Annotated in this window: 22 protein-coding genes; 8 read left to right on the top strand and 14 right to left on the bottom strand. The window is 69.8% G+C overall.

The window, feature by feature from the left end; translation table 11 throughout:
- Positions 1-59: 59 nt before the first annotated feature.
- The 4 genes from KZ686_RS22990 to KZ686_RS23005 all read left to right on the top strand — a co-directional run bounded on the left by KZ686_RS22990 (position 60) and on the right by KZ686_RS23005 (position 6,242).
- Entirely contained in the window at positions 60-764 is a 705-nt protein-coding gene (locus KZ686_RS22990) for a response regulator transcription factor (RefSeq protein WP_265633783.1), read from the top strand.
- A complete protein-coding gene (locus KZ686_RS22995; RefSeq protein WP_265633784.1) occupies positions 754-2,502 on the top strand; it encodes a FecR domain-containing protein in 1,749 nt (582 codons plus the stop codon). The genes KZ686_RS22990 and KZ686_RS22995 overlap by 11 nt, the downstream gene beginning before the upstream one ends.
- A gap of 19 nt (positions 2,503-2,521) precedes the next feature.
- Entirely contained in the window at positions 2,522-4,903 is a 2,382-nt protein-coding gene (locus KZ686_RS23000) for a CHASE2 domain-containing protein (protein WP_265633785.1), read from the top strand.
- Between the two features lie 157 nt (positions 4,904-5,060).
- Complete coding sequence (locus KZ686_RS23005; RefSeq protein ID WP_265633787.1) at positions 5,061-6,242, top strand: zinc-dependent alcohol dehydrogenase; 1,182 nt, start codon at positions 5,061-5,063, stop codon at positions 6,240-6,242.
- Here the strand turns inward: KZ686_RS23005 and KZ686_RS23010 are convergent.
- Positions 6,217-7,311 (bottom strand): LysR substrate-binding domain-containing protein, encoded by a 1,095-nt coding sequence (locus tag KZ686_RS23010; protein WP_265633788.1) that lies wholly within the window; start codon positions 7,309-7,311, stop codon positions 6,217-6,219. The genes KZ686_RS23005 and KZ686_RS23010 overlap by 26 nt on opposite strands.
- A 108-nt stretch (positions 7,312-7,419) precedes the next feature.
- On the opposite strand from KZ686_RS23010, the gene KZ686_RS23015 reads away from it, so the two are divergent.
- The 3 genes from KZ686_RS23015 to KZ686_RS23025 all read left to right on the top strand — a co-directional run bounded on the left by KZ686_RS23015 (position 7,420) and on the right by KZ686_RS23025 (position 11,711).
- On the top strand, positions 7,420-7,896 hold the full coding sequence (locus KZ686_RS23015; RefSeq protein WP_149316128.1) for a (2Fe-2S)-binding protein: 477 nt from the start codon (positions 7,420-7,422) through the stop codon (positions 7,894-7,896).
- Positions 7,893-10,118 carry a xanthine dehydrogenase family protein molybdopterin-binding subunit gene (locus tag KZ686_RS23020; protein WP_265633790.1) on the top strand — a complete coding sequence of 742 codons (2,226 nt, stop codon included), beginning with the start codon at positions 7,893-7,895 and terminating at the stop codon, positions 10,116-10,118. Before KZ686_RS23015 ends, KZ686_RS23020 begins: the two co-directional genes overlap by 4 nt.
- Positions 10,119-10,310: 192 nt before the next feature.
- Positions 10,311-11,711, top strand: coding sequence for a nucleobase:cation symporter-2 family protein (locus tag KZ686_RS23025; RefSeq protein ID WP_226105958.1), 1,401 nt, complete (start codon positions 10,311-10,313; stop codon positions 11,709-11,711).
- A 124-nt stretch (positions 11,712-11,835) separates the two neighbouring features.
- Here the strand turns inward: KZ686_RS23025 and dkgB are convergent, their stop codons facing one another.
- Both dkgB and KZ686_RS23035 read right to left on the bottom strand, forming a co-directional pair.
- Complete coding sequence (gene dkgB, locus KZ686_RS23030; protein ID WP_226105956.1) at positions 11,836-12,645, bottom strand: 2,5-didehydrogluconate reductase DkgB; 810 nt, start codon at positions 12,643-12,645, stop codon at positions 11,836-11,838.
- A gap of 316 nt (positions 12,646-12,961) precedes the next feature.
- Positions 12,962-13,837 carry an oxidoreductase gene (locus KZ686_RS23035; protein ID WP_265633791.1) on the bottom strand — a complete coding sequence of 292 codons (876 nt, stop codon included), beginning with the start codon at positions 13,835-13,837 and terminating at the stop codon, positions 12,962-12,964.
- Positions 13,838-14,025: 188 nt separating this feature from the next.
- On the opposite strand from KZ686_RS23035, the gene gcvA reads away from it, so the two are divergent.
- The gene (gene gcvA, locus KZ686_RS23040) at positions 14,026-14,922 is read left to right on the top strand and encodes a transcriptional regulator GcvA (protein WP_006578600.1); all 897 of its coding nucleotides are present in this window, start codon (positions 14,026-14,028) and stop codon (positions 14,920-14,922) included.
- A 31-nt stretch (positions 14,923-14,953) separates the two neighbouring features.
- On the opposite strand, the gene KZ686_RS23045 is transcribed toward gcvA, so the two are convergent.
- The 11 genes from KZ686_RS23045 to KZ686_RS23095 form a co-directional block, all read right to left on the bottom strand.
- Entirely contained in the window at positions 14,954-16,180 is a 1,227-nt protein-coding gene (locus KZ686_RS23045; protein WP_226105952.1) for a CaiB/BaiF CoA transferase family protein, read from the bottom strand.
- Between the two features lies 1 nt (position 16,181).
- Complete coding sequence (locus tag KZ686_RS23050) at positions 16,182-16,601, bottom strand: PaaI family thioesterase (protein WP_023263634.1); 420 nt, start codon at positions 16,599-16,601, stop codon at positions 16,182-16,184.
- Positions 16,602-16,630: 29 nt separating this feature from the next.
- Positions 16,631-17,623, bottom strand: coding sequence for a tripartite tricarboxylate transporter substrate binding protein (locus tag KZ686_RS23055; RefSeq protein ID WP_226105950.1), 993 nt, complete (start codon positions 17,621-17,623; stop codon positions 16,631-16,633).
- Positions 17,624-17,709: 86 nt separating this feature from the next.
- Complete coding sequence (locus KZ686_RS23060) at positions 17,710-18,513, bottom strand: enoyl-CoA hydratase/isomerase family protein (protein WP_226105948.1); 804 nt, start codon at positions 18,511-18,513, stop codon at positions 17,710-17,712.
- Positions 18,514-18,523: 10 nt separating this feature from the next.
- Entirely contained in the window at positions 18,524-19,297 is a 774-nt protein-coding gene (locus KZ686_RS23065; protein WP_023263636.1) for an SDR family oxidoreductase, read from the bottom strand.
- A gap of 1 nt (position 19,298) precedes the next feature.
- Complete coding sequence (locus tag KZ686_RS23070) at positions 19,299-20,444, bottom strand: thiolase family protein (protein ID WP_226105946.1); 1,146 nt, start codon at positions 20,442-20,444, stop codon at positions 19,299-19,301.
- Between the two features lie 71 nt (positions 20,445-20,515).
- Positions 20,516-20,860, bottom strand: coding sequence for a Zn-ribbon domain-containing OB-fold protein (locus KZ686_RS23075; RefSeq protein WP_226105944.1), 345 nt, complete (start codon positions 20,858-20,860; stop codon positions 20,516-20,518).
- 171 nt (positions 20,861-21,031) lie between these two features.
- Positions 21,032-21,475 carry a LysR family transcriptional regulator gene (locus KZ686_RS23080; protein ID WP_226105942.1) on the bottom strand — a complete coding sequence of 148 codons (444 nt, stop codon included), beginning with the start codon at positions 21,473-21,475 and terminating at the stop codon, positions 21,032-21,034.
- Positions 21,476-21,655: 180 nt separating this feature from the next.
- Positions 21,656-22,585: a LysR family transcriptional regulator gene (locus KZ686_RS23085; RefSeq protein ID WP_226105940.1), complete on the bottom strand. Its 930-nt coding sequence runs from the start codon at positions 22,583-22,585 to the stop codon at positions 21,656-21,658.
- A gap of 81 nt (positions 22,586-22,666) precedes the next feature.
- Positions 22,667-24,259, bottom strand: a complete 1,593-nt coding sequence (locus KZ686_RS23090; protein WP_265633792.1) for a gamma-glutamyltransferase family protein — start codon at positions 24,257-24,259, stop codon at positions 22,667-22,669.
- Positions 24,260-24,339: 80 nt separating this feature from the next.
- Positions 24,340-25,380, bottom strand: a complete 1,041-nt coding sequence (locus tag KZ686_RS23095; RefSeq protein ID WP_157071895.1) for a Bug family tripartite tricarboxylate transporter substrate binding protein — start codon at positions 25,378-25,380, stop codon at positions 24,340-24,342.
- Positions 25,381-25,546: the final 166 nt, after the last annotated feature.

Genomic DNA, 25,546 nt, shown 5'->3' on the forward strand with positions numbered 1-25,546 from the left:
ACGCCTGCCCGCGTCGCCGTGCCGGGCAAGCGGCGAACCGACCAGTCACTGAGAAGAACATGAATATCGCATCGGTCGAAGACGATCCCAGCCAGGCCGAACTGATCCAGCAGATCCTGGCCAGCGCCGGACATGCCTGCGACAGTTTTTCGGGCGGCAAGGCCTTCCTGCGCGCGATGCGCGAGCGCTCCTACGATCTGCTGGTGATGGACTGGCAATTGCCCGACATCAGCGGCTATGACGTGGTGACCCACGTCCGGCTGCATTCGGGGCAGTACCCGCCGATCCTGTTCCTGACCAGCCGCTCGCTGGAAGAGGACATCGTGATGGGCCTGGCCGGCGGCGCCGACGACTACATGATCAAGCCGGTGCGGCGCGGCGAGCTGCTGGCCCGCGTCGGCGCACTGCTGCGCCGGACCTATCCGTCCACCCCGGCCAACGAGGCCATCGTGGTGGGCGCCTATCGGCTCGATCCGGTGGCGCGCACCGCCAGCCTGAACGGCGTCGAGGTCGATATCGCGCCGCGCGAGTTCGATCTCGCGCTCTACCTGTTCCGCAACATGGATCGGCTGCTGCCGCGCGACGTCGTCGAGCAGGCGGTATGGGGCCGCTCGCTCGGCGCCAGTTCGCGCACGCTGGACACCCATCTGTCGCGGCTGCGCATCAAGCTCGGCCTGCGGCCGGAGAACGGCGTGCGGCTGGCCTCGGTGTATTCCTACGGCTATCGTTTCGAGCGCTGCGCGGGGCCGGCCGATGGTGCGTAAGGGCGGGGTGGTGACCGCCACCGCGGCCACAGGGGCCACCGTCGCCACCGCGGCTACAGGGGCCACTGTGGCCGCCACGGCCATCACGTTGGTCAGGGCCGCGATTGCCGCATGGGCGCTGGTCGCGTTCGCGCCGGCGCAAGCAGGCCCGGCCGGTGCCGATGGCGAGTATTTCCTGCATCAGGTCGAGCCCGGCGATACGCTGTTCTGGGTCGCCCAGCGCTATACCGGCCGCGCCGACGTCTGGCGCGAGCTGAAGGCGCTGAACCGCGTCGCCGATCCGTACCGGCTGCCGATCGGCACTCAGGTCCGGATACCGCTCGCCCGCATTCCGGTGACGGTCGCGAGCGCGCGCGTGGTGTCGGTGCTCGGCCAGGCCGACGCCAACGGCGCGGCGCTGCGGCCCGGCATGCGCGTCGACGAGGCGGCCTGGCTGCAAACCGGCGCCGATGGCCTCGTCACCTTCGAGCTGCCCGACGGCACGCGCGTCGCGATGCCGCCGAACACGCGGCTGCAGGTCAAGCGCCTGCGCGTGTTTGCCGGCACGGGCCTGGGCGATACCGTGATGGAGGTCGATCGTGGCGGCATCGAGTCGCGCGTCGCGCCGGGCGGGACCGGGGTCGGCCGCTTCGAGATCCGCACGCCGATGATGGTCACCGGGGTGCGCGGCACCCGCTACGCGGTCGATGCCGGCCAGCCCGACGAGCCTGGCCGGCGCGCCAACCGCAGCGCGGTGCTCGAGGGCACCGTGGCGGTGCGCGCCCGGCGCGCCAAGCGCATGGTCACCGCGGGCCACGGCGTCGCCGTCGGCAGCGCGGGCGACGCGGTGGTGTACACGCTGCTGGCGGCGCCGACGCTGAGCGCGGTGCCGGCCGAGCCGATCTACGCCAGCCATGCCGAAGTGGGCTGGCAGCCGGTCAAGGGCGCGATCGGCTATCTGGTTCGCGTGACGCGCGACGCCGAGCGTACCGAAGCGGTCTACGCCGCTACCGTCACGCCGGCGGCCGCGGCGCTGACCGGACTGCCCGATGGCCCGGCCTATCTCGAGGTGCGCGCCATCGACCGCAACCGCATTCCCGGCAACGCCGCGATCGCGCCGCTGACGGTGCGGCTCAATCCGCCGGCGCCCTATACGGTCGAGCCGGCGCCGCGCAGCACGGTGCACGGCATCGTGGCGGAACTGCAATGGGCGGCGGTGGACAGCGCCGCCGAGTACCGCTTCGAGATCGCCGCGGACGCCAGTTTCGGCACGCTGGCCGCGCAGGGCAACACCCGTGAGGCAGGCACGCAGCAGACGCTGGCGCCGGGCGACTGGTGGTGGCGCGTGCGCTCGGTCGATGCCAAGGGGCAGGCGGGCCCGTGGAGCGCGCCGGTCGCGTTCCGGCTGCTGCCGCCGGCGCCGGGCGTCAGCGTGATCGAGGACAACGGCGGCGCGCTGCGCGTGCGCTGGGGCGCCGCGCAGCAGCCCGAGGCCTTCGCGCCGCTGGCCTATCGCGTGCAGCTGGCCGACGAGCCGGGTTTTGCCCGGCCGCTGCAGGACGAGCGCATCGAGTCGGACACCGCGGCGCTGCCGCGTCCGCCGGCCGGCGTCTATTACGTGCGGATCGCCCGCATCGAGCGCGATGGCAGCGAGTCGCCGTTCTCGGCCCCGCAACGCATCGAAGTCCACGAGCATCTGCGCGACGGCACGGGGGCTCCGATCGGTACTGCCAGCGGCAGTGTGCGCCGTGGCGGATAGCCGCTTTCGGCTGCCCCAATTGCGCACCCAGTTGCGCTCGGCCGCGGGCAGCGGCCTGATTGCAGGCTTTCATCGGCGCACGCTGGTCGAATGGCTGGTGCTGACGATGCTGGTAATGGTGCTGGCCGCGGTGCGCGCGGATTTCGGCGCGAGCCAGCGGCTGGACCTGGCCGTCTATGACATCGGCATCGCCGCGCAGCAGCACGCGCCGCGCGACGACATCCTGATCGTCTCGATCGACGATGAGTCGCTGTCCGCGGTGGGCCGCTGGCCGTGGCGGCGTTCGCTGCTGGCGGGACTGGTCGATCGGCTGGCCGACGGCGGCGCGCGCGTGATCGGGCTCGACGTGCTGCTGGTTGAGCCGGACTGGCGCCATCCCGAGGACGACGAGGCGCTGGCGGTCAGCATGGCGCGCGCCGGCAACGTGATCATCCCCGCGCTGGCCGAGCCGGTGCGCGACGGCTATCGCCTCAGCTATCCGCTGCCCGCGCTCGGCGCCGATGTCGGCCACATCAATATCGCCACCGACGTCGACGGGCTCGCCCGCCATCTCTATCTGCAGGAAGGCCTGCCGGGCCAGATGCTCGACCATTTCGTCGTGCGCCTGGTGCAGTTCGGCCAGCCGCAGCGGCCGCTGGACAGCTACCGGCAGGTGCCGGTCGACGAGACGCTTGCCGGCGAATGGCATCGCCGCCATCGCCTGGGCATTCCGTTTGCCGGACCGATCGGCACCTTCCGCACGGTGTCGGCAATCGACGTGCTCAGCGGCGCCATTCCACCCGAGCTGTTCCGCGACAAGCTGGTGCTGGTCGGCGCCGGCGCGACGGGTCTTGGCGACATGTTCTCCGCGCCGCTGTCGAAGAACGGCGCCGGCATCAGCGGCGTCGAGCTGCTGGCCAACGCCGCGCAGGCGCTGCTCGACGACAACGGCATCGTGCCGTTGCCGCGCGCCTGGTACTGGCCGCTGACGCTGCTGCCGGTGCTGCTCGCGTGCCTGGCGGCGCTGCTGATGTCCCCGCGCGACGCCCTGCTGGTCAGCGCCGCGGTGATCGTCGGGCTGTTCGGCGCCAGCGTGGCGCTGATGCATTTCGAGCGGCTGTGGTTCTCGCCGGTGCCGGCGATCCTGGCCTGCCTGGTGTTCTATCCGCTGTGGAGCTGGCGGCGGCAGGAATCGGCGCTGACCTTCCTGTCGGCCGAAGTGGCGCGGCTCGAACGCGAGCCGGCGCTGCCGGGCGGCAAGAGCGCGCCGCCGCTGGCCGGCGGTACGCTGGACACGCGCATGAGCGCGCTGTACCGGATGATCACGCGGCAGCGCGACCTGCGCCGCCTGCTGTCCGACGGGCTGGAGAACCTGCCCGATGCCACCGTGATCTGCGATGCCGACGGCAGCATCCTGCTGGCCAATGCCGGCGCGGTGGCGCTGTCGCCGCGGCTGCTGTCCTCGCTCAATGCCGAGGGCGGGGCGCGGCCCTTGCTCGATACGCTGGTCGCCGACATCTTCGCGCCGCCTCAAGGCGGGCTCGATTACTGGGATCGGCTCAGGCGCGCCGCCGACAACGGCGCGGCGCCGACGCGCGGCGAGCGCGCCGGCGTCGAGCTGCAGACCCACGACCAGCGTGCGATGCTGCTGCGCGGCGCACCGCTGCGCGGCAACGCGGGCGAGGTCGCCGGCTTCAGCATCAGCTTCATCGACATCACGCAGGTGCGGCTGGCCGAGCGCCAGCGCGAGGAAACGCTGCGCTTCATCTCGCACGACATGCGCTCGCCGCAGGCGTCGATCCTCGCGCTGGTCGAGCTGCAGGCCGACCCGGCGCGCGCGCTCGAACCGCCGGTGCTGCTCGAACGGATCCGCCACCACGCGGGCCGCACGCTGGCGCTGGCCGACGACTTCATCCAGCTCGCGCGGGCCGAGTCGCAGCATCTGCGCTTTGCCGAGGTCGACCTGACCACGGTGCTGATGGACGCCGCCGATTCGCTGTGGGCGTTGGCGCAGGCGCGCCGCGTGACCGTCGCGGTGCAGACCGGCAACGAGGAGATGATGCTGTACGGCGAAGCGGCACTGCTGATGCGCGCCGTCTCCAACCTGATCGACAACGCGGTCAAGTACAGCCCGCCGGGCGGCACCGTCACCGTGCGCGCCGGCCGCGTGCGGCACGACGACGGCAGCGATGGCGGCCTGATGGTATCGGTCTCCGACCAGGGGCCCGGCATCGCGCCCGAGGAGCAGGCACGCCTGTTCCAGCCGTTCAGCCGGCTGCAGGAAGAGGGCCGCCCGGTACGCGAAGGCAGCGGGCTGGGCCTGCTGTTCGTCAAGACGGTGGTCGAGCGGCACGGCGGCCATGTCGGCGTCGACAGCGCGCCGGGACGCGGCACCACGTTTACGATCGCGCTGCCGGGCTGAGTGAAACTTCTTCCCCCACATGTAAGTTTCGCGCCGCCCGGTGCCACCGAAGGGAGACTTCGCGACGCCCAACCGCCTGCCATCCCCGTGGAACAGCGCTTGCATTCCCGCCCCATGCGGCGCGACTGGCGTGCCGCTCTTCCCTGGGGAGCCCGCGATGAAAGCCCTTTGCTGGCACGGCAAGCACGATATCCGCTACGACACCGTTCCCGATCCCGTGATCGAGCACCCGCGCGACGCCATCATCCGCGTCAGCAGCTGCGCGATCTGCGGCTCGGACCTGCACCTGTATGACGGCTTCGTGCCCGGCATGGAGCACGGCGACATCATGGGCCACGAGTTCATGGGCGAGGTGGTCGAGGTCGGCGCGGAGAACCGCCGGCTGCGTGTCGGCGACCGCGTGGTGGTGCCGTTCACCATTATCTGCGGCGAATGCGATCAATGCCGGCGCGGCAATTTCTCTGTGTGCGAGCGCACCAACCGCAACAAGGACGCGGCCGACAAGATGTTCGGCCACACCACCGCCGGGCTGTTCGGCTACACCCATCTGACCGGCGGCTATGCGGGCGGGCAGGCCGAATACGTGCGCGTGCCCTATGCCGACGTGGCGCCGGTCAAGGTGCCGGCCGAACTGAGCGACGAACAGGTGCTGTTTCTTGGCGACATCCTGCCGACCGGCTGGCAGGCCGCGGCGCAATGCGACATCCAGCCCGACGACATCGTCGCGATATGGGGCGCGGGACCAGTCGGCCAGTTCTGCATCCTGTCGGCGCTGCTGATGGGGGCCAAGCAGGTGGTGGTGATCGACCGCGTGCCCGAACGCCTGCGCATGGCGCAGCAGCTCGGCCCCGACCGCGTGACGCCGATCGATTTCGAGAACCAGAGCGTGCTCGAGGCGCTCAACGAGATCACGCAGGGCAAGGGGCCGGACAAGTGCATCGACGCGGTCGGGCTCGAGGCGCATGCGACGCGCTCGCTCGATTCGATCTACGACCGCGTCAAGCAGGCCGTGATGCTGGAGACCGACCGGCCGCACGTGCTGCGCGAGATGATTTATGTCTGCCGGCCCGGCGGCATCGTGTCGATCCCCGGCGTCTACGGCGGACTGGTCGACAAGATTCCGATGGGCGCGCTGATGAACAAGGGCCTGACGATCCGTACCGGCCAGACCCACGTCAACCGCTGGACCGACGATCTGCTCCAGCGCATCATCGACGGGCAGATCGATCCGACCTTCGTGATCTCGCATCGCGTCACGCTGGCGGAAGGGCCGTCGATGTACGAGACCTTCCGCGACAAGCACGACGGTTGCATCAAGGTGGTGATGACGCCGGCCTGACCTTGCGCTTGCTATTGCGCTTGGTGTCGCGGTCGGTGTCGCGCTTCACATCGCGCTTCACATCGCGCTTCACATCGCGCTTCACATCGCGCGCGGTGTCGCGCTTCACCCCGCCCCTGGCGTCCCGCTCCCCCGCCGCCGGCCAGCCTCTACCGCCCGGCGCCGCGCCGTCGCCGAACACCTCGCGGTGCCAGCCCCGCGTGACGTCCTCCAGCAGCGCGAGAAACCGCTCCAGCGCGGGCAGCGCATGCTCGCGCCGCACGGTCGCATGCAGGTCGGCGTCGAGCCCGCGCGCGGCCAGCGGCACGTAGCTGACGTCGTCGCGCCGCGTGGCCGACAGCGAGGCCGGCAGCACGCTGACGCCGACGCCCGCGCCCACCAGCCCCAGCACCGTCTCCGGATCGATCGATTCGTGCATCACGCGCGGCTCGAAGCCCTCGCGCAGGCAGGCAGCCAGCACATTGCGGATCATCGGGCTTTGCATGTTCAGCAGCACGAAGGCATCGCCGGACAGCTGCCGCAGCGAGACGCGCTGCGCGCCCGCCAGCGGATGGTCGGCCGCCATCGCCACCACCAGCGGCTGCGCATAGACCAGGATCGAGCGCAGGTCGCTGCGCGCCGCCGCGCTGCACGAAAACCCCACGTCGATGCGACCGCGCGCCAGCGCCTCGTACTGCTGGTCGGGCAGCAGTTCGTGCAGCGTCCATTCGACGCCGGGATTGCGCAGCTGGAACTGGCGCAGCGTCAGCGGCAGCGGGCCGTACATCACCGAGTTGATGATGCCGATGCGCAGATAGCCCTCCAGTCCTTCCGCCACGCGCCGCACCTGCCGTTCCACCGATTCGCAGTCGTCGACGATGCGGCGCGCCCGCGTCAGCAGCGCCTCGCCGGCGCGCGTCAGCCGCGCGCCATGCCGGCCGCGTTCGAACAGCGTGACCCGCAGCGCGCCCTCCAGCGACTTGATCTGCTGGCTCAGCGGCGGCTGCGAGATATGCAGCCGCTCGGCGGCGCGGCTGTAGTTGCCTTCCTCGGCGACCGCGATGAAATAGCGCAGCTGGCGGAGATCCATATGCGATCCGTATGGATTGGATTCCGAAATCATATTTCACATATGGTTGTGCGACACCTAGGCTTTCCCTGATCCGTCCACGCCAGAGGGGCGGCCGAGGAGACCACGATGACCACCAAGCTCGATGTCAATGGCGCCCGCCGGCGTGTGGACGCCCCCGCGGATACGCCGCTGCTGTGGGTGTTGCGCGACCAGCTGGACCTGACCGGCACCAAGTACGGCTGCGGCATGGGCCTGTGCGGCGCGTGCACCGTCCATGTCGACGGACAGGCCGTGCGCGCCTGCCAGACGCCGTTGTCCAGCGTCGCCGGCAAGCGCGTGACGACCATCGAGGGGTTGGGCAAGCCCGATGCGCTGCATGTGCTGCAGCGCGCATGGCAGGCCGAGGACGTGCCGCAATGCGGCTACTGCCAGTCGGGGCAGCTGATGTCCGCCGCCGCGCTGCTGGCGCGGAAGCCGAAGCCCAGCGACAGCGATATCGATGCGGCGATGGCGGGCAATATCTGCCGCTGCGGCACCTATGACCGGATCCGGCGCGCGATCCATCGCGCCGCGGCCGAACTGCGCAGCGGGAGGCCGGCATGAAGCGGCGCGACTTCCTGAAGAGCGGGGCGGCGCTGGCCGGCGGCCTGATGCTGGAGCTGAGCGCCGGCGGCGTGCGCGCGGCAGGCGCCGCCGCCGGGGCATCGTCCTCGGGCGCCCCCGCCGATGGCGCCGCCTTCGCCCCCAACGCCTGGGTTCGCATCACGCCGCAGGGCGAGGTGCTGCTGGTCGTGCACAAGTTCGACAGCGGCACCGGCGTCAAGAACGCGCTCGGGCTGATGCTGGCCGAGGAGCTCGATGCCGACTGGTCGCGCGTGCGCGTGGTGCAGCCGGACGATCCGCTGGCGCAGGTCTACATCCATCCGCTGTGGGGCATGCACGCAACCGGCGGCAGCACCAGCGTGCCGCTCGAATGGACCACGCTGCGGCGCGCCGGTGCCACCGCGCGCGCGATGCTGGTCGCCGAGGCCGCGCAGCGCTGGCGGGTCGATCCGGCCAGTTGCCGCACGAGCAGCGGCATGGTGATCGATGCCGCCGGCTCGCGGCGGCTCGGCTACGGCGATCTCGCCGAAGGCGCGGCACGGCAGCCCGTGCCGAAGGAAGTCGCGCTCAAGCGCCCGGCCGATTTCGTGCTGATCGGCAAGGAACGCAGCAGCTATCGCGTCGCGGACAAGCTGACCGGCCGCGCGCAATACGCGGTCGATATCAAGCTGCCCGGCATGCTGACCGCGATCGTGGTCCATCCGCCGGTGATCAATGCAAGCGTGGTGTCGTTCAATGCGGCCGAGGTCAAGGCGATGCCCGGCGTGCGCGATGTGTTCGCGACCGAGATTCCCGCGGCGATCGCGCATTTCCGTCCCGGCATGGGCCCGGCGGTGCCGGACAACGGCGCCTGCCAGCCCGGCGTGGCCATCGTCGCCGACCACTTCTGGGCCGCGCAGCGCGCGCGCCAGGCGTTGAAGGTGCGATGGGGCGACAGCGACATGGCGGATTTCAGCGCCGAGGGCGCGCTTCGCGAGCTGGCCCGGCATGTCGATGATGCCGGCCTCAAGAGCAAGGTCAAGGGCGATGCCGCGGCCGCGTTCGCGCGCGCCGACAAGGTCGTCGAAGGCGTCTACACGATGCCCTACAAGGCCCACGCGCAGATGGAACCGCTCAGCGTGGTGGCCTGGGTGCACGACGGCATCGTCGAGTATTGGGGCGGCATCCAGGTGCCGTCGCGCTGCGCGCAGGCAGCCGAGACCATCGCCGGCGTGCCGGCCGACAAGGTCAGGATCCATCTGACCGAGGCCGGCGGCAGCTTCGGCGCGCGCGAGGGCATGCACCAGATTCTCGAGGCCACCTATATCTCGCGCCGCGTCGGCAAGCCGGTCAAGCTGATCTACAGCCGCGAGGACGATATGCGCGGCCTGTTCTACCAGACCGCCAGCGTACACAAGGCGCGCGCCGCGCTCGATCGCGACGGCGGCATCGCCGCCTTCAGCCTGCGCGCGGTGACGCCGTCGATCAAGGAACCCGACGACCCCGGGTTCCTTGCCAAGGTGCCGGTCGATCCGAGCTGCACCGAGGCGATGCGCGACGACTTCTACTACGACATCGGCACGCTCGACCTGGCGTGGGTGCGGGTCGAGCCGAAGCTGCCGATCTGGTGGTGGCGCGCGGTCAGCTACGTGCCCAACGTCTTCGCGATCGAGAGCCTGATCGACGAAGCCGCGCACGCGGCGGGGCAGGATCCGCTCGCCTATCGCCGCCGCCTGCTGCGCGAGCGGCCCGAGCATCTGGCGGTGCTCGACCGTGCCGCGGCGCTGGCCGGCTGGCCGCGGGCTTCGGCGCCCGGCCGCGGACTCGGCATCGCGACCTATCAGGGCTACAAGAGCTATATCGCGGTGGTCGCGGAGGTCGAGGTCAAGGAGCGCGCGATCACGGTGCACAGGCTCAGTTGCGTGGTCGACTGCGGGCTGGCGGTCGATCCCAGCTCGGTGCGGCAGCAGCTGGCGGGCGGGCTGTACTGGGGCGTGTCGACGGCGATGATGAACGAGGTGCCGATCGACCACGGCACCGTGCGCATCAGCAATTACCACGACTATCCGGTGGTGCGCATCACCGATGCGCCGCGGCTGGACATCGAGCTGATGCCGCCGTCGGGCAGGGCGCCCAGCGGCGTCGGCGAACTGTCCAATCCGCCGGTGGCCCCGGCGATCGGCAACGCGATCTTCGCGGCGACCGGCAAACGCCTGCGCGCGACGCCGTTCCGCTTCGCCTGAACCGCGAACGATGAGCACGGTGGCGGGCGTCGTTTCGACGGCCGCCGCTGACGTGCGTCGGACCGGCGCGCCCCCCCCATGCGGCATCCCACGCTATGCCGGCACCGGCGCCGCCGCGGCACGCCGGCACGACCACGACAACAAGCACAACAAGCACAACAACCACAGCGAGAACTGGAAGGAGACACCCCCATGAAAGCGCAACACAACGCGGTGCGTGACACCGTGCCGCCGGCGCGCGCGCCCGTCGATGCGGTACCCGCCACCGGGCCGCTGCTGATGCTGGGCTTCCAGCATGTGCTGGTGATGTATGTCGGCGCGATCGCGGTGCCGATGATCATCGCCACCGCGCTGAAGCTGCCGAAGGAAGCGGTGGCCGTGCTGATCAACGCCGACCTGTTCACCTGCGGCATCGCGACCATCCTGCAATCGGCTGGCTTCTGGCGCATCGGCGTGCGGATGCCGGTGATGCAGGGCGTGGCCTTCAGCGCGATCCCGCCGATCCTGGTGATCGCCACCAATCCCGGCCTCGGGCTGCCGGCGGTGATCGGCGCGGTGATGGCGGGCGGTCTGCTGACGATGCTGATTTCGCCGGTATTTGGCAGGCTGGTGCGCTTCTTCCCGCCGATCGTCGGCGGCTCCATCGTGATGGTGGTCGGGCTGTCGCTGTTCCCGGTCGGCGTCAACTGGATCGGCGGCGGCAAGGGCGCGCCGGACTTCGGCGCGCCGCACAACCTGGCGCTGGCCGGCTTCGTCTTTGCGCTGATCCTGGCGATCAACCGCTGGCTCAAGGGCTTCTGGACCAATGTCTCGGTGCTGCTGGCGCTGGCGGCCGGCATGCTGGTGGCGATCCCTTTCGGCATGGTCGACTTCGCCGGCGTCGCCGAGGCGCCGATGGTGGACGTGATCCGGCCGTTCTACTTCGGCTGGCCCGTGTTCGATCCGCTCGCGGTCGCCACCATCGTGGTGGTGATGGTGATCATCATGATCGAGTCGATGGGCCTGTTCCTGGCCACCGGCGACGTCGTCGGCAAGACCCTGACGCCGCGCGAGATGACCGACGGCCTGCGCGCCAACGGCCTGGCCAGCGTGATCGGCGGCGCGCTGAACGGCTTTCCGTACACGATCTACAGCCAGAACATCGGGCTGCTGGTGGTGACCGGCGTCAAGAGCCGCTGGGTGGTGGTGGCGGCCGGCGTGATCCTGTGCGTGCTGGGGCTGTTTCCCAAGATGGCGACCGTGGTGACCTCGGTGCCGCTGCCCGCGCTCGGCGGCGCGGCGCTGTTCATGTTCGGCGTGGTCACCGCCGCTGGGGTGCGCACGCTGGGGCGGGTCGATTTCGAATCGCAGCGGCACAACGTCTATATCGTCGCGGCGACGCTGGCGATCTCGCTGCTGCCGACCTTTGCGCCGACGCTGTTCCACCATCTGCCGAAGTGGCTGCAGCCGCTGATGCACAGCAGTATCCTGCTGGCCTGCGTGCTGTCGGTACTGCTGAACCTGCTGTTCAACGGCGTGCCGCGCAGCGATCCGCACGCGCTGCCGCAGGGCGACGCGCAGGGAAGCGATCAGGCCCTGCAGCCAGGCCGGTGATCCTGCAAAAAGGGACCCCCGTCGTCCCCGCGCACGGGGGACCCAGTGACTCTAGGCACGACATAGGCTCAAAGCCGCTGGGTCCCCGCTTTCGCGGGGACGACGGGGCCACGAGGAGGGCAGGTCAATCCCAGGCGGGCGCGATGCCTTCCGGATTGGCCAGCCGGTCGCCGCGATCGAGCGTGGCGATCTTGGCCATCTCGTCGTCGGTCAGGCGCAGCTGCTGCGCCCGCAGGTTGCTGGCGAGGTTCTCGCGCTTGGTCGACGACGGGATCACCGCAAAGCCCTGCTGCAGTGCCCAGGCCAGCGCGATCTGGGCCGGCGTGGCGCCGTGCGCCTGCGCGATGGCCTGGATGACCGGGTCCTGCAGCACCTTGCCGTAGGCCAGCGTCATGTACGAGGTCAGGTGGATGCCCTGGCCGCGAGCGTGTTCGACCAGCTTGCGGTTCTGCAGATAGGGATGGATCTCGACCTGGTTGGTCGCGATCTCGCGCGCGCCGACCGCGGCGATGGCCTGGTCGAGCAGCGACACCGTGAAGTTCGACACCCCGATCAGCCGCGTCAGGCCCTGCGCCTTGGCCTCGGCCAGCGCGGCCATGTATTCGGGCAGCGGTACCGCGCCGTTCGGCGACGGCCAGTGGATCAGCGTCAGGTCGACCTGCTCGGTGCGCAGCCTGGTCAGGCTGTCCTTCAGGCTCGGGATCAGCTTGTCGCCGGCCAGGTTGTCGGTCCAGATCTTGGTCGTGACGAACAGGTCCTTGCGGGCAACACCGCTCTGCGCGATGGCCTGGCCGACCTCGGCCTCGTTGCCGTAGATCTGCGCGGTATCGATCAGCCGATAGCCGAGCGACAAGGCGTTCTTGACCGAGTCGATCACGGTCTGGCCGGTCAGGCGGAACGTGCCGAGGCCGAAGGCGGGAATCGTTTGCGTCATGGTGGGCTCCAGGAATGCGTGATTGGGGATTCGGCGCATTGTGGTGCCGATTGACGGGAAGAAACAGCCCTGTGCCGTCAAATGATTGTTGCCTGACGATCAAGGGTAGGGGGTTGGGGGACGCCTTGCCCTCTCCCCAGCCCTCTCCCGCAGGCGGGAGAGGGAGCAGTGTGTCGCCAGCACGGTTGCCATCGCTGCTTCCCGGACCGCTTCGCATGCCGGCGGTTTTCTCCCCTCTCCCGCTTGCGGGAGAGGGGCCGGGGGAGAGGGCAAGGGGTAGTGCCATCACCCCAGTGGCATTGCCCACGCCGCCCCATCACACCCGCACGTCGTCATGGTCGGTCGACACCGCCAGCGCCCGCCATGCCGACAGTTCCGCTTCGACCTTGCGGTTCTTCTCCGTAATGCGGGCCACCGTGTCCGAGCCGAGGGGCAGCCGCACCGGCGGTGAGTCGCTGTCGGCCAGCGCCAGCAGCGCGGCGGCCAGCTTGACGGGGTCGCCCGGCTGCTGGTGATTGGCCGATGCCATGTGGCCACGCATCGCGCCGACGGTCTCGGCATAGGCGGCGATCTCCGAGCGCACGCGCACCAGCGAGCTGTCGTCGAGGAAGTCCGTACGGAAGAAGCCGGGCTCGACCACGGTAGCCCGCACGCCCAGCGGCGCCAGTTCCGCATCGAGCGCCTCGGTCAGCCCCTCGACCGCGAACTTGGTCGCACCGTACACACCCCAGCCAGGATAGGCCGCATAGCCGCCGATCGACGAGATATTGATCACGTGCCCGCTGCGCTGGCGGCGCATCTGCGGCAGCACCGCGCGGGTCACGGCGAGCACGCCGAACACATTGGTGGCGAACTGCTGCTCGACTTCCTTCGCCGACGCCTCTTCCACCGCGCCGAGCAGGCCGTAGCCCGCGTTGTTGACCAGCACGTCGATGCGGCCGAACCGTGCGACCGCGGCATCGGCGGCGGCGATGGCCTGCGCCTCGTTGGTGACGTCCAGCGCCACGCTCAGCAGGTTCGCGTCCTCGCCCAGCGCGGCAGCGATCGTTTCGGGGCGGCGCGCGGTGGCGACGACGCGGTCGCCGCGAGCCAGTGCGGCGCGCGTCAGCTCCAGGCCGAAGCCGCGAGACGCGCCGGTGATGAACCAGACCTTGCTGTCGTTGCTGGCGCGGGTGGTGATGGTGGCGGACATGATGATTCTCCTGTGAGGATGCTGCGTTGGGTGAGGTTCGAAATGGCCGTGGCCACGCAGTCCAATGTAGGTCCGCCGCTCTCTTGACACAATGCGATGTAATGGGGCTTCAATAGCAACCAATGGTTGTCTGTTTGATCGGTGCATTTCGATTGAGCAAAGCTCAACCGTATGGCAGACTCGCCGCCATGGACAAACTGCCCCCACTGAACGCGTTGCGCGCCTTCGAGGCCGCGGGCCGGCACCTGAGCATCACGGCGGCCGCGGAGGAGCTGCATGTGACGCCCGGCGCCGTCAGCCGCCAGATCCGCGGGCTGGAGGAGGGGCTTGGCGTGCAGCTGCTGCACCGCGGACATCGGCAGATTTCGCTGACCAGCGCCGGCGAGGACTACTACCGCGCGGTCACGCGGGCGATGGACGACTTGCGCGAGGCCACCACTCGTCTGAACAAGCGGGCGAAACGCAAGCAGCTGAAGGTGCGTGCCTATACCACCTTCGCGATGCGCTGGCTGATCCCGCGGTTGTCGAGCTTTCATGCGGCAAACCGCGGCATCGAGGTGTTGCTGACCGCGTCGCTCGATCCGGTCGACTTCCGCAAGGAGGACATCGACGGCGCGATCCGGCTCGGCGACGGCAAGTGGAGCGGGGCGAACGCCTACCGGCTGGTGTCGAACATCCTGGTGCCGGTCTGCAGTCCCGGGCTGCTCGCCGCCGGGCCGAAGGTCAGGAAGCCGGCCGACCTGCGGCACCACACCTTGCTGCATTCGATCGCGCGGCCCGACGACTGGGCGCACTGGCTGCGTTCGGTGCGCGCGGAACGGGACGTCGATGCGCGCGGCGGCATGACCTACCAGAGTTCGGCGATGGCCTACGCGGCCGCCATCGAAGGGCAGGGCTTTGCGATCGCGCAGCGCTTTCTGGTGGCGGCCGACCTGGAGGCCGGCCGGCTCGTCGCGCCATTCCGTCAGGCCGTCGACATGGGCGATTTCACCTACTACCTGCTGACGCCGGCCGACCGCAAGGAAAGCCCCAGCATGACGGTGTTCCGGCAGTGGCTGCTGGCGCAGTTCGCGGCGCAGCAGTAGGACGAGGCGATATCGCGAGGATTGTCGTGACTCACGCCGCCGTGGCGGCGGGCGCGGCAACGTCGGCGCAGTGGATCGCACCGCTCGCACGCAGCCTGGCGATGTCGTCGCCGCTGTAGCCGAGCTGGCCCAGCACCGCCTCGGTATGCTCGCCGCATGCGGGCGCCGGCCGGGCCGGACGTGCATTTTCTGGTGCGCTGTTGATCGGGAACCCCGGCATGCGGATGCCGCCCAGCGTGGGGTGGGGCACGGTCTGCAGCATCCCATTGGCCGCCAGCTGAGGGTGCGCCATCACGTCGTCGTAGGTCGCGACGGGCGCGCACAGGATGTCCGCCTGCTGCAGCAGCGCCAGCCAGGTGTCGGTCGGCCGCGTGCCGAACGCCCGGTTCAATGCATCGACCATCGCGGCGCGGTTCGCCACCCGCAGTGGCGAGGTGGCAAAGCGCGGATCGTCGGCCAGCGATTGCAGGCCGAGCACCTCGCACAGCCGGCGCCAGCGTTCGGGCATGTAGGCGGCGACCATGATCCAGCCGTCGGCGGTGCGAAACGCCTGGTTCGGCGCCGAATACGGTGCCGCGCTGCCGACGCGTTGGGGCGCCTGGCCGTCGGCGCAAAAGCTGGTCAGCGACGACTGTTGCAGCGCCAGCGCCGCGTTGAACAGGCTGACGTCGAGGTGGCCGCCCTGTCCGTCGCGGGACCGTTGGGCCAGTTTGGCCAGGATGCCCATGCAGGCGACGTAGCCGGTCATCACGTCGACGACCGGCGCCTGCACCTTGCACGGCTCGCCGTCGGGCGTGCCGATCAGGCTCATCAAGCCCGAATCGGCCTGCATGATGCCGTCGACCCCGGCCCGGTGCGCGTACGGTCCGTGCTGTCCATAGGCCGAGATCGAGCAATAGATCAGGCTCGGATGCGCCTCGGCCAATGCCGCGTATCCGAGTCCAAGCCGATCCATCACGCCGGGGCGCATGCTCTCCACCACGATGTCGGCGCCGGCGCTCAGCCTGCGCGCCACGGCGATGCCGTCCGGCGCCTTCAGGTCCAGCGCCACGCCCAGCTTGTTGCGGTTGAAGCCGTGAAACAGCGCGGCATCGTCGCCGATCCAGCCGGGACCGAGGCCGCGTCCCAGTTCGCCGCCCGGCGGTTCAACCTTGATGACACGCGCTCCCATGTCGGCCAGCAGCATGGTGCAGGTCGGCCCCGCGCCAATCTGCGTGAAGTCGATCACGGTCAGGCCGTGCAGTGCGTCGCGCAACATGTCAGTTCTCCAGACGGGGACGGGCGCGTTTGAACGTCCCCTGCGCGGTGGCGATCAGCACGCCGGCATCGGAAGTCAATTGCGCCGAGGCGAAGTACAGGCTGTTGCCGGCGCGGGTCACCGAGGCCATGGCGCGCAGCCGCCCCGCGCTGGCCTTGCTGAGGTAGCTGATCGACAGCATGGCGGTGGCGGCGTGCCCGAGCGCGCCGTCCGGTCCCACGGGCAGGCCGGCATAGCCACAGGCGGCGTCCAGCATCGTCGCGATGACGCCGCCCTGCACGCTGCCCTGGCGGTTCAGGTGGCGCGGCTCCAGATCGAGCTCGAATACGCAGTGGCCGTCGCCGACGCTGGCGAGCCGGATGCCGAGGTAGTCGAGCAGCGGATTGTCCGCCGGCGGCACCGTGGCGGCGAATGGGGTCATTGGGGCCGGCGGGGTGATGGCGCGGTCGTTCACAACCCCACCTTGATGCCGTTTTCCTGGATCAGCCGCTGCCAGCGCGCCATGTCCTTGCCGAGCTGCGCCTTCAGTTCCGCCGGCGAAGAGGCCTGCGGCTCGAAGCCCTGCCTTGCCATCTGCGCGGACACCTCCGGCGACTTCAGCGCGGCGAGCATCGCGGCATTGATCCTGTCGATCACCGGTCTGGGCGTCTTCGCCGGCGCCAGCAGGCTGTACCACAGCTCGGCGTCGTAGCCCTTGATGCCCGCCTCGGCGAAGGTCGGCAGGTCCGGCATCAATGGCGTGCGCCTGGTTCCCGCGATTCCCAGCGCGCGCAGCCGGCCGGCCCGCACGTACTCGATGGCCGAGGCGAAGGTCGCGAAGGACAGCTGCACCTGGCCGCCCATCAGGTCGGTGATCGAAGGGCCGGTGCCGCGATAGGGAACGTGCAGCAGTTCGGTCTTGTTCAGCTTCGCAAAGACCTCGCCGGCCAGGTGCTGCGGGGTACCGTTGCCCGGGCTGCTGTAGCTGAGCTTGCCCGGATTGGCGCGGCTGTACTCGATGAAATCCTGCAGCGTGCGGAACGGCTGCTGGTTGTTGGCGACCAGCATGATCGGCACCGAGGCGATCCGCCCCACCGGCTCGAAATCCGCTTCGATCCTGAACGGCACCTTGATGCCGAGAAACGGGTTCATCGTGACCTGGCTGGAGGCGATCACCAGCGTATAGCCGTCCGGAGCGGCGTGGGCGACGTAGTCGGCGCCCAGATTGCCGCCCGCGCCGGGCTTGTTCTCGATCACGATGGTCTGGCCCAGCGCCTGGCCCATCTTCGGTGCGATCAGGCGGGCCAGGATATCGTTGCCGCCGCCCGGCGCGAACGGGACCACCAGCGTGATGGGTTTCTGCGTGGGGAAGGGGGCCTGCGCCGCGGCGCCGAGCGCGGTGAGCGCCAGCATGCCGGCCAGCGCGGTGCGCGCGAGGCGCGCGATGGTGGTCTTCGTTGTCATGGTCGTCTCCTGTCGGTATGTTGATTTGTTGATCTATTGGTTTGTGGGTTATCGCATTGGTTGGCAATCGGGACCCGGCGCGCCCGTCAGCGGCCGGTGTAGCGGGGTTGGCGCTTCTCGGCAAAGGCCTGGCGGCCCTCGATCCGGTCCGCGGTATCGCGCAGCGCGCCCCAGTAGAGCTCGGTCAGCTGCTGCGCATCGGCTTCGCTCAGATGGCTGGTCTGCCGCGACAGCTTCTTGACGGCCTGCACCGCCAGCGGCGCATTGGCCGCGATGCGGGCCGCAATGGCCAGCGCGCGGTCATGCAGCGCCGCCGGTGCCAGTGCCTCGGTCACCAGGCCGATGCGCATTGCCTGCGCGGCATCGATGCGCTCGCCGGTCAGCACCATCTGCATGGCATGCGCGGCCGGCACCGCCTTGAGCAGCCGATGCAGGCCGGAGACCGCCGGAATCGAGCCGACCGCGGCCTCCGGCAGGCCGAAGCTCGCCGACTCCGCCGCGATACGGACATCGCACTGCAGCGCGATCTCGAGCCCGGCACCGAGGCAGTGCCCGTTGATGGCCGCGACCAGCGGCTTGTGCAGGCCCAGATCAGTCAGGTCCATCAGCCGGATGTAGAGGCCGAGATCGGCCGCCGGCTCCGGCGCGCGAAACAGCGCCTCCGGATAGGAGGCCGGCGATGCGCGTGTGCCCTTCAGGTCCGCGCCGGCACAGAAGGCCCGCGTGCCGGCGCCGGTCAGCACCGCCACGCGCAGGTCGTCGCGATCGCGCACCGCTGACAGGTGCGCGCGCAGCTGGCGCAGCGCGGGGACGTCCAGCGCGTTCAGCGCTTCGGGCCGGTCGATGGTCAGCACCGCCACGGGTCCGTGGGTATCGAATCGTATGGTCATCGCGCGCTCCCTAGACGCTGGGGGAGGACAGGCTGCGTCCGCCGCAGACATAGAGCACCTGGCCGGTCACGTAGGACGAGCGCGGATCGAGGAAGAAGCCGACCGCGTTGGCGATGTCCTCGGCGGTGCCGATCCGCTGCACCGGCACCGATTGCTTCAGCCGTGCCTGCACGTCGGGCGCGAAGCCGCGAAACAGCGGCGTGTCGACGATGCCCGGGGCGATCGCATTGACCGTGATGCCCTTGCTGGCAAATTCGATGGCCAGCGAGCGCGTCAGGCTGACCACGCCGCCCTTGGCGGCCGAGTAGTTCGCTTGCCCGAAGCCGCCGAGCCAGGCGCGCGACGAGATATTGACGATACGTCCGTGGCCGCGCTCGACCATGCCGGGCAGCGCCGCGCGGCAGCACAGGAACTGCGAGCGCAGGTTCGTGTCGATGACCAGGTCCCAGTCGGCATCGCTCATCTTCAGGAAGCGCATGTCGCGGACCGCGCCGGCGTTGTTGACCAGATAGTCGACGCGGCCGGCGCGGGCCTGCACCTGTGCAAAGGCGTCGTTGACCGCGGCCGACTCCGTCAGGTCGGCGCTGGCGCCGAAGACCCGCAAGCCGTCGGCCGTCAGCGCGCCGACCGCGCCATCCAGCGCGGCGGCGTCCCGGTCGAGCAACGCCACGGTCAGCCCCTGTCGGGCCAGTTGCGTGGCGATGCCCAGGCCGATGCCGCGCGCGGCGCCGGTCACCACCGCGACGTGGGCGGGATCGAAGCGAGGGGTCGTGTCGGTTGCCATGTCAGACTCCCAGCAAGTGCACGGAGGAGGCGGCGTGGTCGACCCCCGCAATGCCGCCGCCGGTGCATTGGGTCAGGCCGACGCGGGCGTCCGCCACCTGCCGTTCGCCGGCGCGGCCCTGCAGCTGCCACAGGATCTCGACCATCTGCGCCACGCCGGTCGCGCCCAGCGGATGGCCCTTGGCCAGCAGTCCGCCGCTCGGATTGACCGGCACGCGGCCGCCGAGCCGGGTGGCGCCGGAGCGCAACAGCGGCACGGCCTCGCCACGGGGGGCCAGTCCCAGCGCTTCGTAGTAGAGCAGTTCCGCGATGGTAAAGGCGTCGTGCAGCTCGACGACATCGACGTCTTCCGGGCCCAGGCCCGCCTGCTGGTACGCCAGCCGCGCGGCGCGCGCGGTGATCTCCGCGTCCAGGATGTCGTCGTCGGCGCCCTCGCGCATGCCGGACACCACCACCGACGACAGCAGCTTGACGGGACGCGGCTGCGCCGGCCGCCGCGTGCCGAGCACCAGCGCAGCCGCCCCATCGACCTGCGAGGGGCAGCACTGCAGCAGCGTCAGCGGATCGGCGATCATGCGCGAGCCGAGTACCTCTTCGACCGTCGTGGTGCTGCGCTGCTGCGCATACGGATTGAGCGAGCCGTGATGGCGGTTCTTGACCGCGACCTGCGCCAGGTCGGCGGGCGAGGCGTCGCGCTCGTGCAGGAAGCGCGTGCCGCGCATCGCATAGACGGCGGGCAGCACCATGCCGGCCCGTGCGTACAAATCGGTCTTGTGGTCGTTGCGCTGCAGCGGAATGGTGCCGCCGCCGAGCGCCGTCAGTTGCTCGATGCCGACGACCAGCACCGTGTCGTACTGCCCGGCCAGCAGCGCATGCCGCGCCAGATGGACGCCGGTTGCCCCGCTGGCGCAGGCGTTCTCGACGTTATAGACCGGGATGCCCTTGAGGCCGAGATCGCGCACGATCAATTGGCCGAGGATCATGCCGCCCAGCACGTTGGCGCAGTAGACGGCCTGGATCCGGCCCGCGGGCACGTCGGCGTCGGCCAGCGCCTTCAGGATGGCCTGTTGCGCCAGTTCGGGGGCGAGTACGCCGGCATGGCGGCCGAATGGCGTCATCGCGCCGCCATGGAGATAGATGTCCTGCATCTTGCTTGCCTTCTTCGGTTGCGTTTGCGTTTGCGTTTGCGTTTGCGGTTGCGGTGGCGGTCGCGGCCGGGTCAGGGCCGGACGGCCTCGAAGACGTAGCCGAGTTCGTCATCGCGGCGCGGCACATAGCGGTCGCCGATGGCCGGACGGTCGTTGCCGGCCAGCCTTCCGAACAGCCGCACCGGACCGGTGAAGTCGACATAGCCGACCGCATAGGGCGCCAGCCCGGTCTTCGGCGCCGGATGGATGATCGTGAAGCTGTAGACCACGCCGGTGCCGGCGATGGTGACCGGGTCGTGGGCGGCGGCGAGCGGCGAGCGGTCCGGCAGCGCGGGAAAGATCCATTCGCCGGTGGCGCGCTCGCGCGAGGCAAGCAGATGGGGGATGGGTTCCGTAGTCCAGAGCGGGTCCGACACGGTTGTCTCCTGTGATGGTTGGCCTTGGCGTAATGGTTGTCGCCCGCGCCGGACCCGACAAACGATATTTCCGGCGCTTTCGCTTGAGAAAATATCAAGCGAAAGCGCCGGGCAGGGGCAGGGATTGCCGTAGCGTTGAGGCCGGCGAGCCGGAGGGGCCGGCGGGCGCCGTTACACCAGGGCCGGCACGCCCGTCAGCGCCGCGCCGCGTGCGCGCGGATCGCCGTCGACGGTGCGGGCGCCGTCCGAGTACGGATCGAACTGCCGTGCGGGCGGGGCGGAGACGCCGCTGCGGTCCAGCCCTGCGACCAGCGCGCCGTCTGCCGCGCCACGCGCCCCTTCGGAGTCGGGGTCGAAGCGGCCATTGCGAAGCCCCTCGCTGAAGACGTCATGGGTGCGCGCGCTCACGATGGCGGCGGAAACGTTGCCGCGGGCGCCCTCCGTGAACGGATTGAACGAGCCCTGGCGCAGCCCTTGCGAGAACACGTCGTGCATGCGCGCCGCGGTGCCGACCGGGGCGCTGTCGATCGGCGCGGCGTGCGCGCCTTGCAGCGAAAGGCCGACCACCAGCGAGACGGCGGCGGGGACGAAGATGCGGGTGAACTGGGAAATCATGATGTCGCTCCTGATGACGGGTCTGAATCGGTTCGCACTGGGCGGTGGCTGCGGCGCGTTCCCCGGTGTGGGGGGCGATGCAGCCGCCGTTGAGACCAATGTAGGAGGGCGGCAACAGTGGCACTAGGGCGTCCAATGCCGTCTCAGAAGCAACCAGAAGTCGGCAGTGGGGGCGAAACGTCAGGAGGCCAGCCCGACCAGCCTGGATAGCGACTGCTCAGCGCCGCGGCTCGCCTCGACCACGAAATCGATGAATCGGCGGACGCGCGCCGGCATTTGCGTGCGATGGGGAAAATACATGTACAGGCCGACGTTGCTGCTGGTGTAGTCGGTCAGGATCGGCTTGAGACGGCCACGGACCAGATCGTCGTGGACCATGTAGGCGAGCAGCTGGCCGATGCCGATGCCGGCGCGCACCGCTTCGACCTCGGTGTCCAGGTCGTTGAAGCTGGCGACCGTCGGCACTTCCTGGTAGACCAGATTGCCATCCACCTGCAGCTCCCATGGCACCATGCGACCGGTCGAGGCGCGACGAAAGCCGGTGCACCGGTGTTGCAGCAGCGCCTCGGGCGTGGCCGGCTCGCCGTGGCGCGCCAGGTATTCGGGCGACGCGCAGATGATCAACGGCACATCGCACAGCCGCCGTGCCACCAGGTTCTGGCCCGGGCTGGTGCCGACGCGAAAGCCGACATCGATGCGGGATTCGACCAGGTCGGTGAAGAGGTCGGTCAGCACCACGTCGAACACGATGCCCGGATACCGTTCCCGAAAGCCGTGCATCAGCGGCACCAGCACGCGGCTACCCAGCGATGGCGGCGCGGTCAGCCGGATCGTGCCGTCGTTCTCGCTCCTGCTGCTGCGGATCTGCTCGAGTGCCTCGTCGAGCTGGCGCATGCCCGGCGCCGCCAGCTCGAACAGCCGCGCGCCTTCGGTCGTCAGGCTCAGCTTGCGCGTGGTCCGGTGCAGCAGGCGGACGCCGAGGTCGGACTCCAACGTGCGCACGGCCTTGCTGACGGCCTGCGGCGTGACGCCGGCCTCCACCGCCGCACGGCGGAAGCTGCCGGCGCGCACCACGCCGATAAACAGGGTAAGAACGCGGGCCTTGTCCATGATCGGCAACCGATGGTTGAGAATGCCGCCATCATAACGCCGACCCGTTACCCAAGGCGGGCGGGCCCGTCGCGCTGCGCGCTAGAACCCCAGCGGATAACCGTCCTTGCGATGATCCGACGCCGCGGCATACCCCTGTGGCAGCCGCATCGCCATCTGTGCGCCGCCAAATTCGAGGCTGTCGGCCGGCGCCACCTGAACCGCATGGCCCATCGCACGCAGGGCCTGCACCGTTTCCGCCGGGCAGTGCGCCTCCACCGCGACGCCCGCGTTGTCGTCCATCACCCGCCAGCGCGGCGCGTCGCAGGCGACCTGCGGGTTCTGGTGGAAGTCCGCCAGCCGGCTCGTCATCTGCACGTGGCCCTGCGCCTGCATCGAGCCGCCCATTACGCCGAACGCAGCCAGCGGCGCGCCCTGGCGCATCAGGAAGCCCGGAATGATCGTATGGAAGGGGCGCTTGCCGGGTGCGACCTGGTTCGGATGTCCGGGCTGCAGCGTGAAGCCCCAGCCGCGGTTGTGCAGCGCGATGCCGGTACCTGGTACCACCACGCCGGAGCCGAAGCCCTTGAAGTTGGACTGGATGAACGACACCATCATGCCGCTCTGATCGGCCGCGGTCAGATAGACGGTGCCGCCGCTGTGCGGCTTGCCGGGGCCCGGATAGCTCGCCCTGGCGGGATCGATGGCGCGGGCGCGCTCGCTCAGATAGCCGGGATCGAGCAGGTCGCGCGCGGTGACCGTGCGCATCGCGTCGGCATCCGCCACATAGGCGTGCAGATCCGCGAAGGCCAGTTTCATCGCTTCGATCTGCAGGTGCATGGTCCGGGCCGAATCGACGCCGGCAGACGCCACGTCCCATTGGTCGAGCATGCCCAGCGCCATCAAGGCACCGATGCCCTGTCCGTTCGGACCGATCTCGTGCAGCGTCAGATCGCGGTAGCGCATCTGGATCGGCTCGACCCAGTCGGTTCGATGCGCGGCGAGATCGGCTTCATCGATGCGGCCGCCGGTGGCGCGCGCATGCGCGGCGATGCGCGCGGCCAGTTCGCCGTGATAGAAGTCTTCGCCGCCGCTGCGGGCGATGCGCTCGAGCGTGTCGGCCTGGCCGGGGCAGACGAAGCGTTCTCCCGGCAGCGGCGCGCGGCCGCGCGGCGCGAACGCTTCGGCAAAGCCCGGCTGGCTTTCCAGCACCGGGATCTGGGACTGCCATTGGCGGTGGACCGTAGGCGAGACCACGAAGCCGTTGCGCGCGTATTCGAGCGCCGGCTCGAACAGATCCTCGAACGGCAACGAGCCGAACTTGTCCCAGGCGGTGCGCCAGCCGGACACCACGCCGGGCACCGTCACGCTGTCCCAGCCCTTGAACGGCATCGCGTCGTAGCGGGAAAAGGACTCGGGCGTCCACGCCCGCGGTGCGCGGCCCGACGCGTTCAGGCCATGCAGCTTGTTGCCGTCCCAGATCAGCGCAAAGGCGTCGCCGCCGATGCCGTTCATGCAGGGCTCGACCACGGTCAGCGTGATCGCGGTGGCCAGCGCGGCATCGACGGCGTTGCCGCCGCGCGCGAGCATGCGCAGCCCGGCGGCCGCAGCCAGCGGCTGCGAGGTGGCCACCACGTTGTCGGCCAGCACGGGCGCGCGCTGCGAGCGGTAGGGGAAGTTCAGGAAGGAAGTCATCGGATGTGCAATGGAAGCGATCGGGGAACGGGCGCTGGGCATTTGCCCGAGCGCCCGCGGCGGCGTGCGGCGTTCGGGCGTCAGTCGATCCTGACCTTCGCCGCCTGGGCGACCTTGCTCCAGGTCCGCATTTCCTCGCCGATCATCCGAGCGAAGGCGTCGCTCGGCGTGAATTGCACCTGCACGCCCTGCGTTTCGAGCGATTGCACCAGGTCGGGCATCGTCAGCGCGGCCTTGGTGGCGGCGGCCAGCTTCTGCACCACGGCGGGCGGTGTGCCCTTTGGCGCAACGAGGCCGAACAGGTTGTTGACCCCGAAGTCGCGGATGCCTGCCTCCGCCATGGTCGGCGCGTCCGGCAGCGAGCCGACGCGGCGCTCGGAGGCCACCGCCAGCAGCCTCAGCTTGCCGGATCTGACGTGCGGCAGCGCGGAAGGGATGCTGTCGAACATCATGGCCGAGCGGCCCGCCATCAGGTCGGGCAGCGCGAATGCACTTCCCTTGTACGGCACGTGCACCACGTCGACGCCCGTGCGCAGCCGGAACAGTTCGGACTCCAGATGCGACAGCGTGCCGTTGCCCTGCGAGGCGAAGTTGTACTTGCCGGGCGCGCCTTGCAGATACTTGACCAGGTCCGGCACGGTCCTGACCGGCAGCGTCGCGGGCACCACCAGGATGTGCGGCACGTTGCCGATGCCGGCGATCGGCACGAAGTCCCTGGCGAGGTCGGCGGGCTGGCTCGAATAGGTGGCGGCGGCGATCGCCGCATTGCTGACGGCGGCAAGGTACAGCGTGTAGCCATCGGGCGCCGCCTTGGCGGCATAGGCCAGGCCGATCGCGCCGCCCGCGCCCGGCCGGTTCTCGACCACCACTGGCTGCTGCAACTGCTGGGACAGGCGTTGGCCGACCGCGCGCGCCAGCACATCGGTGGCGCCGGCGGGCGGGAATGACAGCACCAGCTGGATCGGACGATCCGGGTACTCGGCAAGCGCTGCGGGTGCGCCGGCAGCGGCGGCCATTGCCACTGCCGCCACGGCGGCGAGCCGCAGCGCCTGGCGGCGGGCGGTGTTCAGGATGGTGCGCGGATGCGCCGTGGCGGTGCGCGCGGGGTGAAGCAATTGCATGACCATGATGTAGACGACTCCGTGATGGCTGCCTCAACGGCGTGCCGCCATGGCGGCGTTGCCGGGGAGGGGCCGGGATGGCGAATCTGGCGCGGTCCGCTTGTCGCGCGGCTCCGGGCGCCTGTCATGCCGCGTCCACGGCCGGGCCGCGGACTGCGCTGATGGG

The sequence above is a fragment of the Cupriavidus cauae genome (assembly GCF_026210475.1).
In the GTDB taxonomy this organism is placed as follows: domain Bacteria; phylum Pseudomonadota; class Gammaproteobacteria; order Burkholderiales; family Burkholderiaceae; genus Cupriavidus; species Cupriavidus cauae.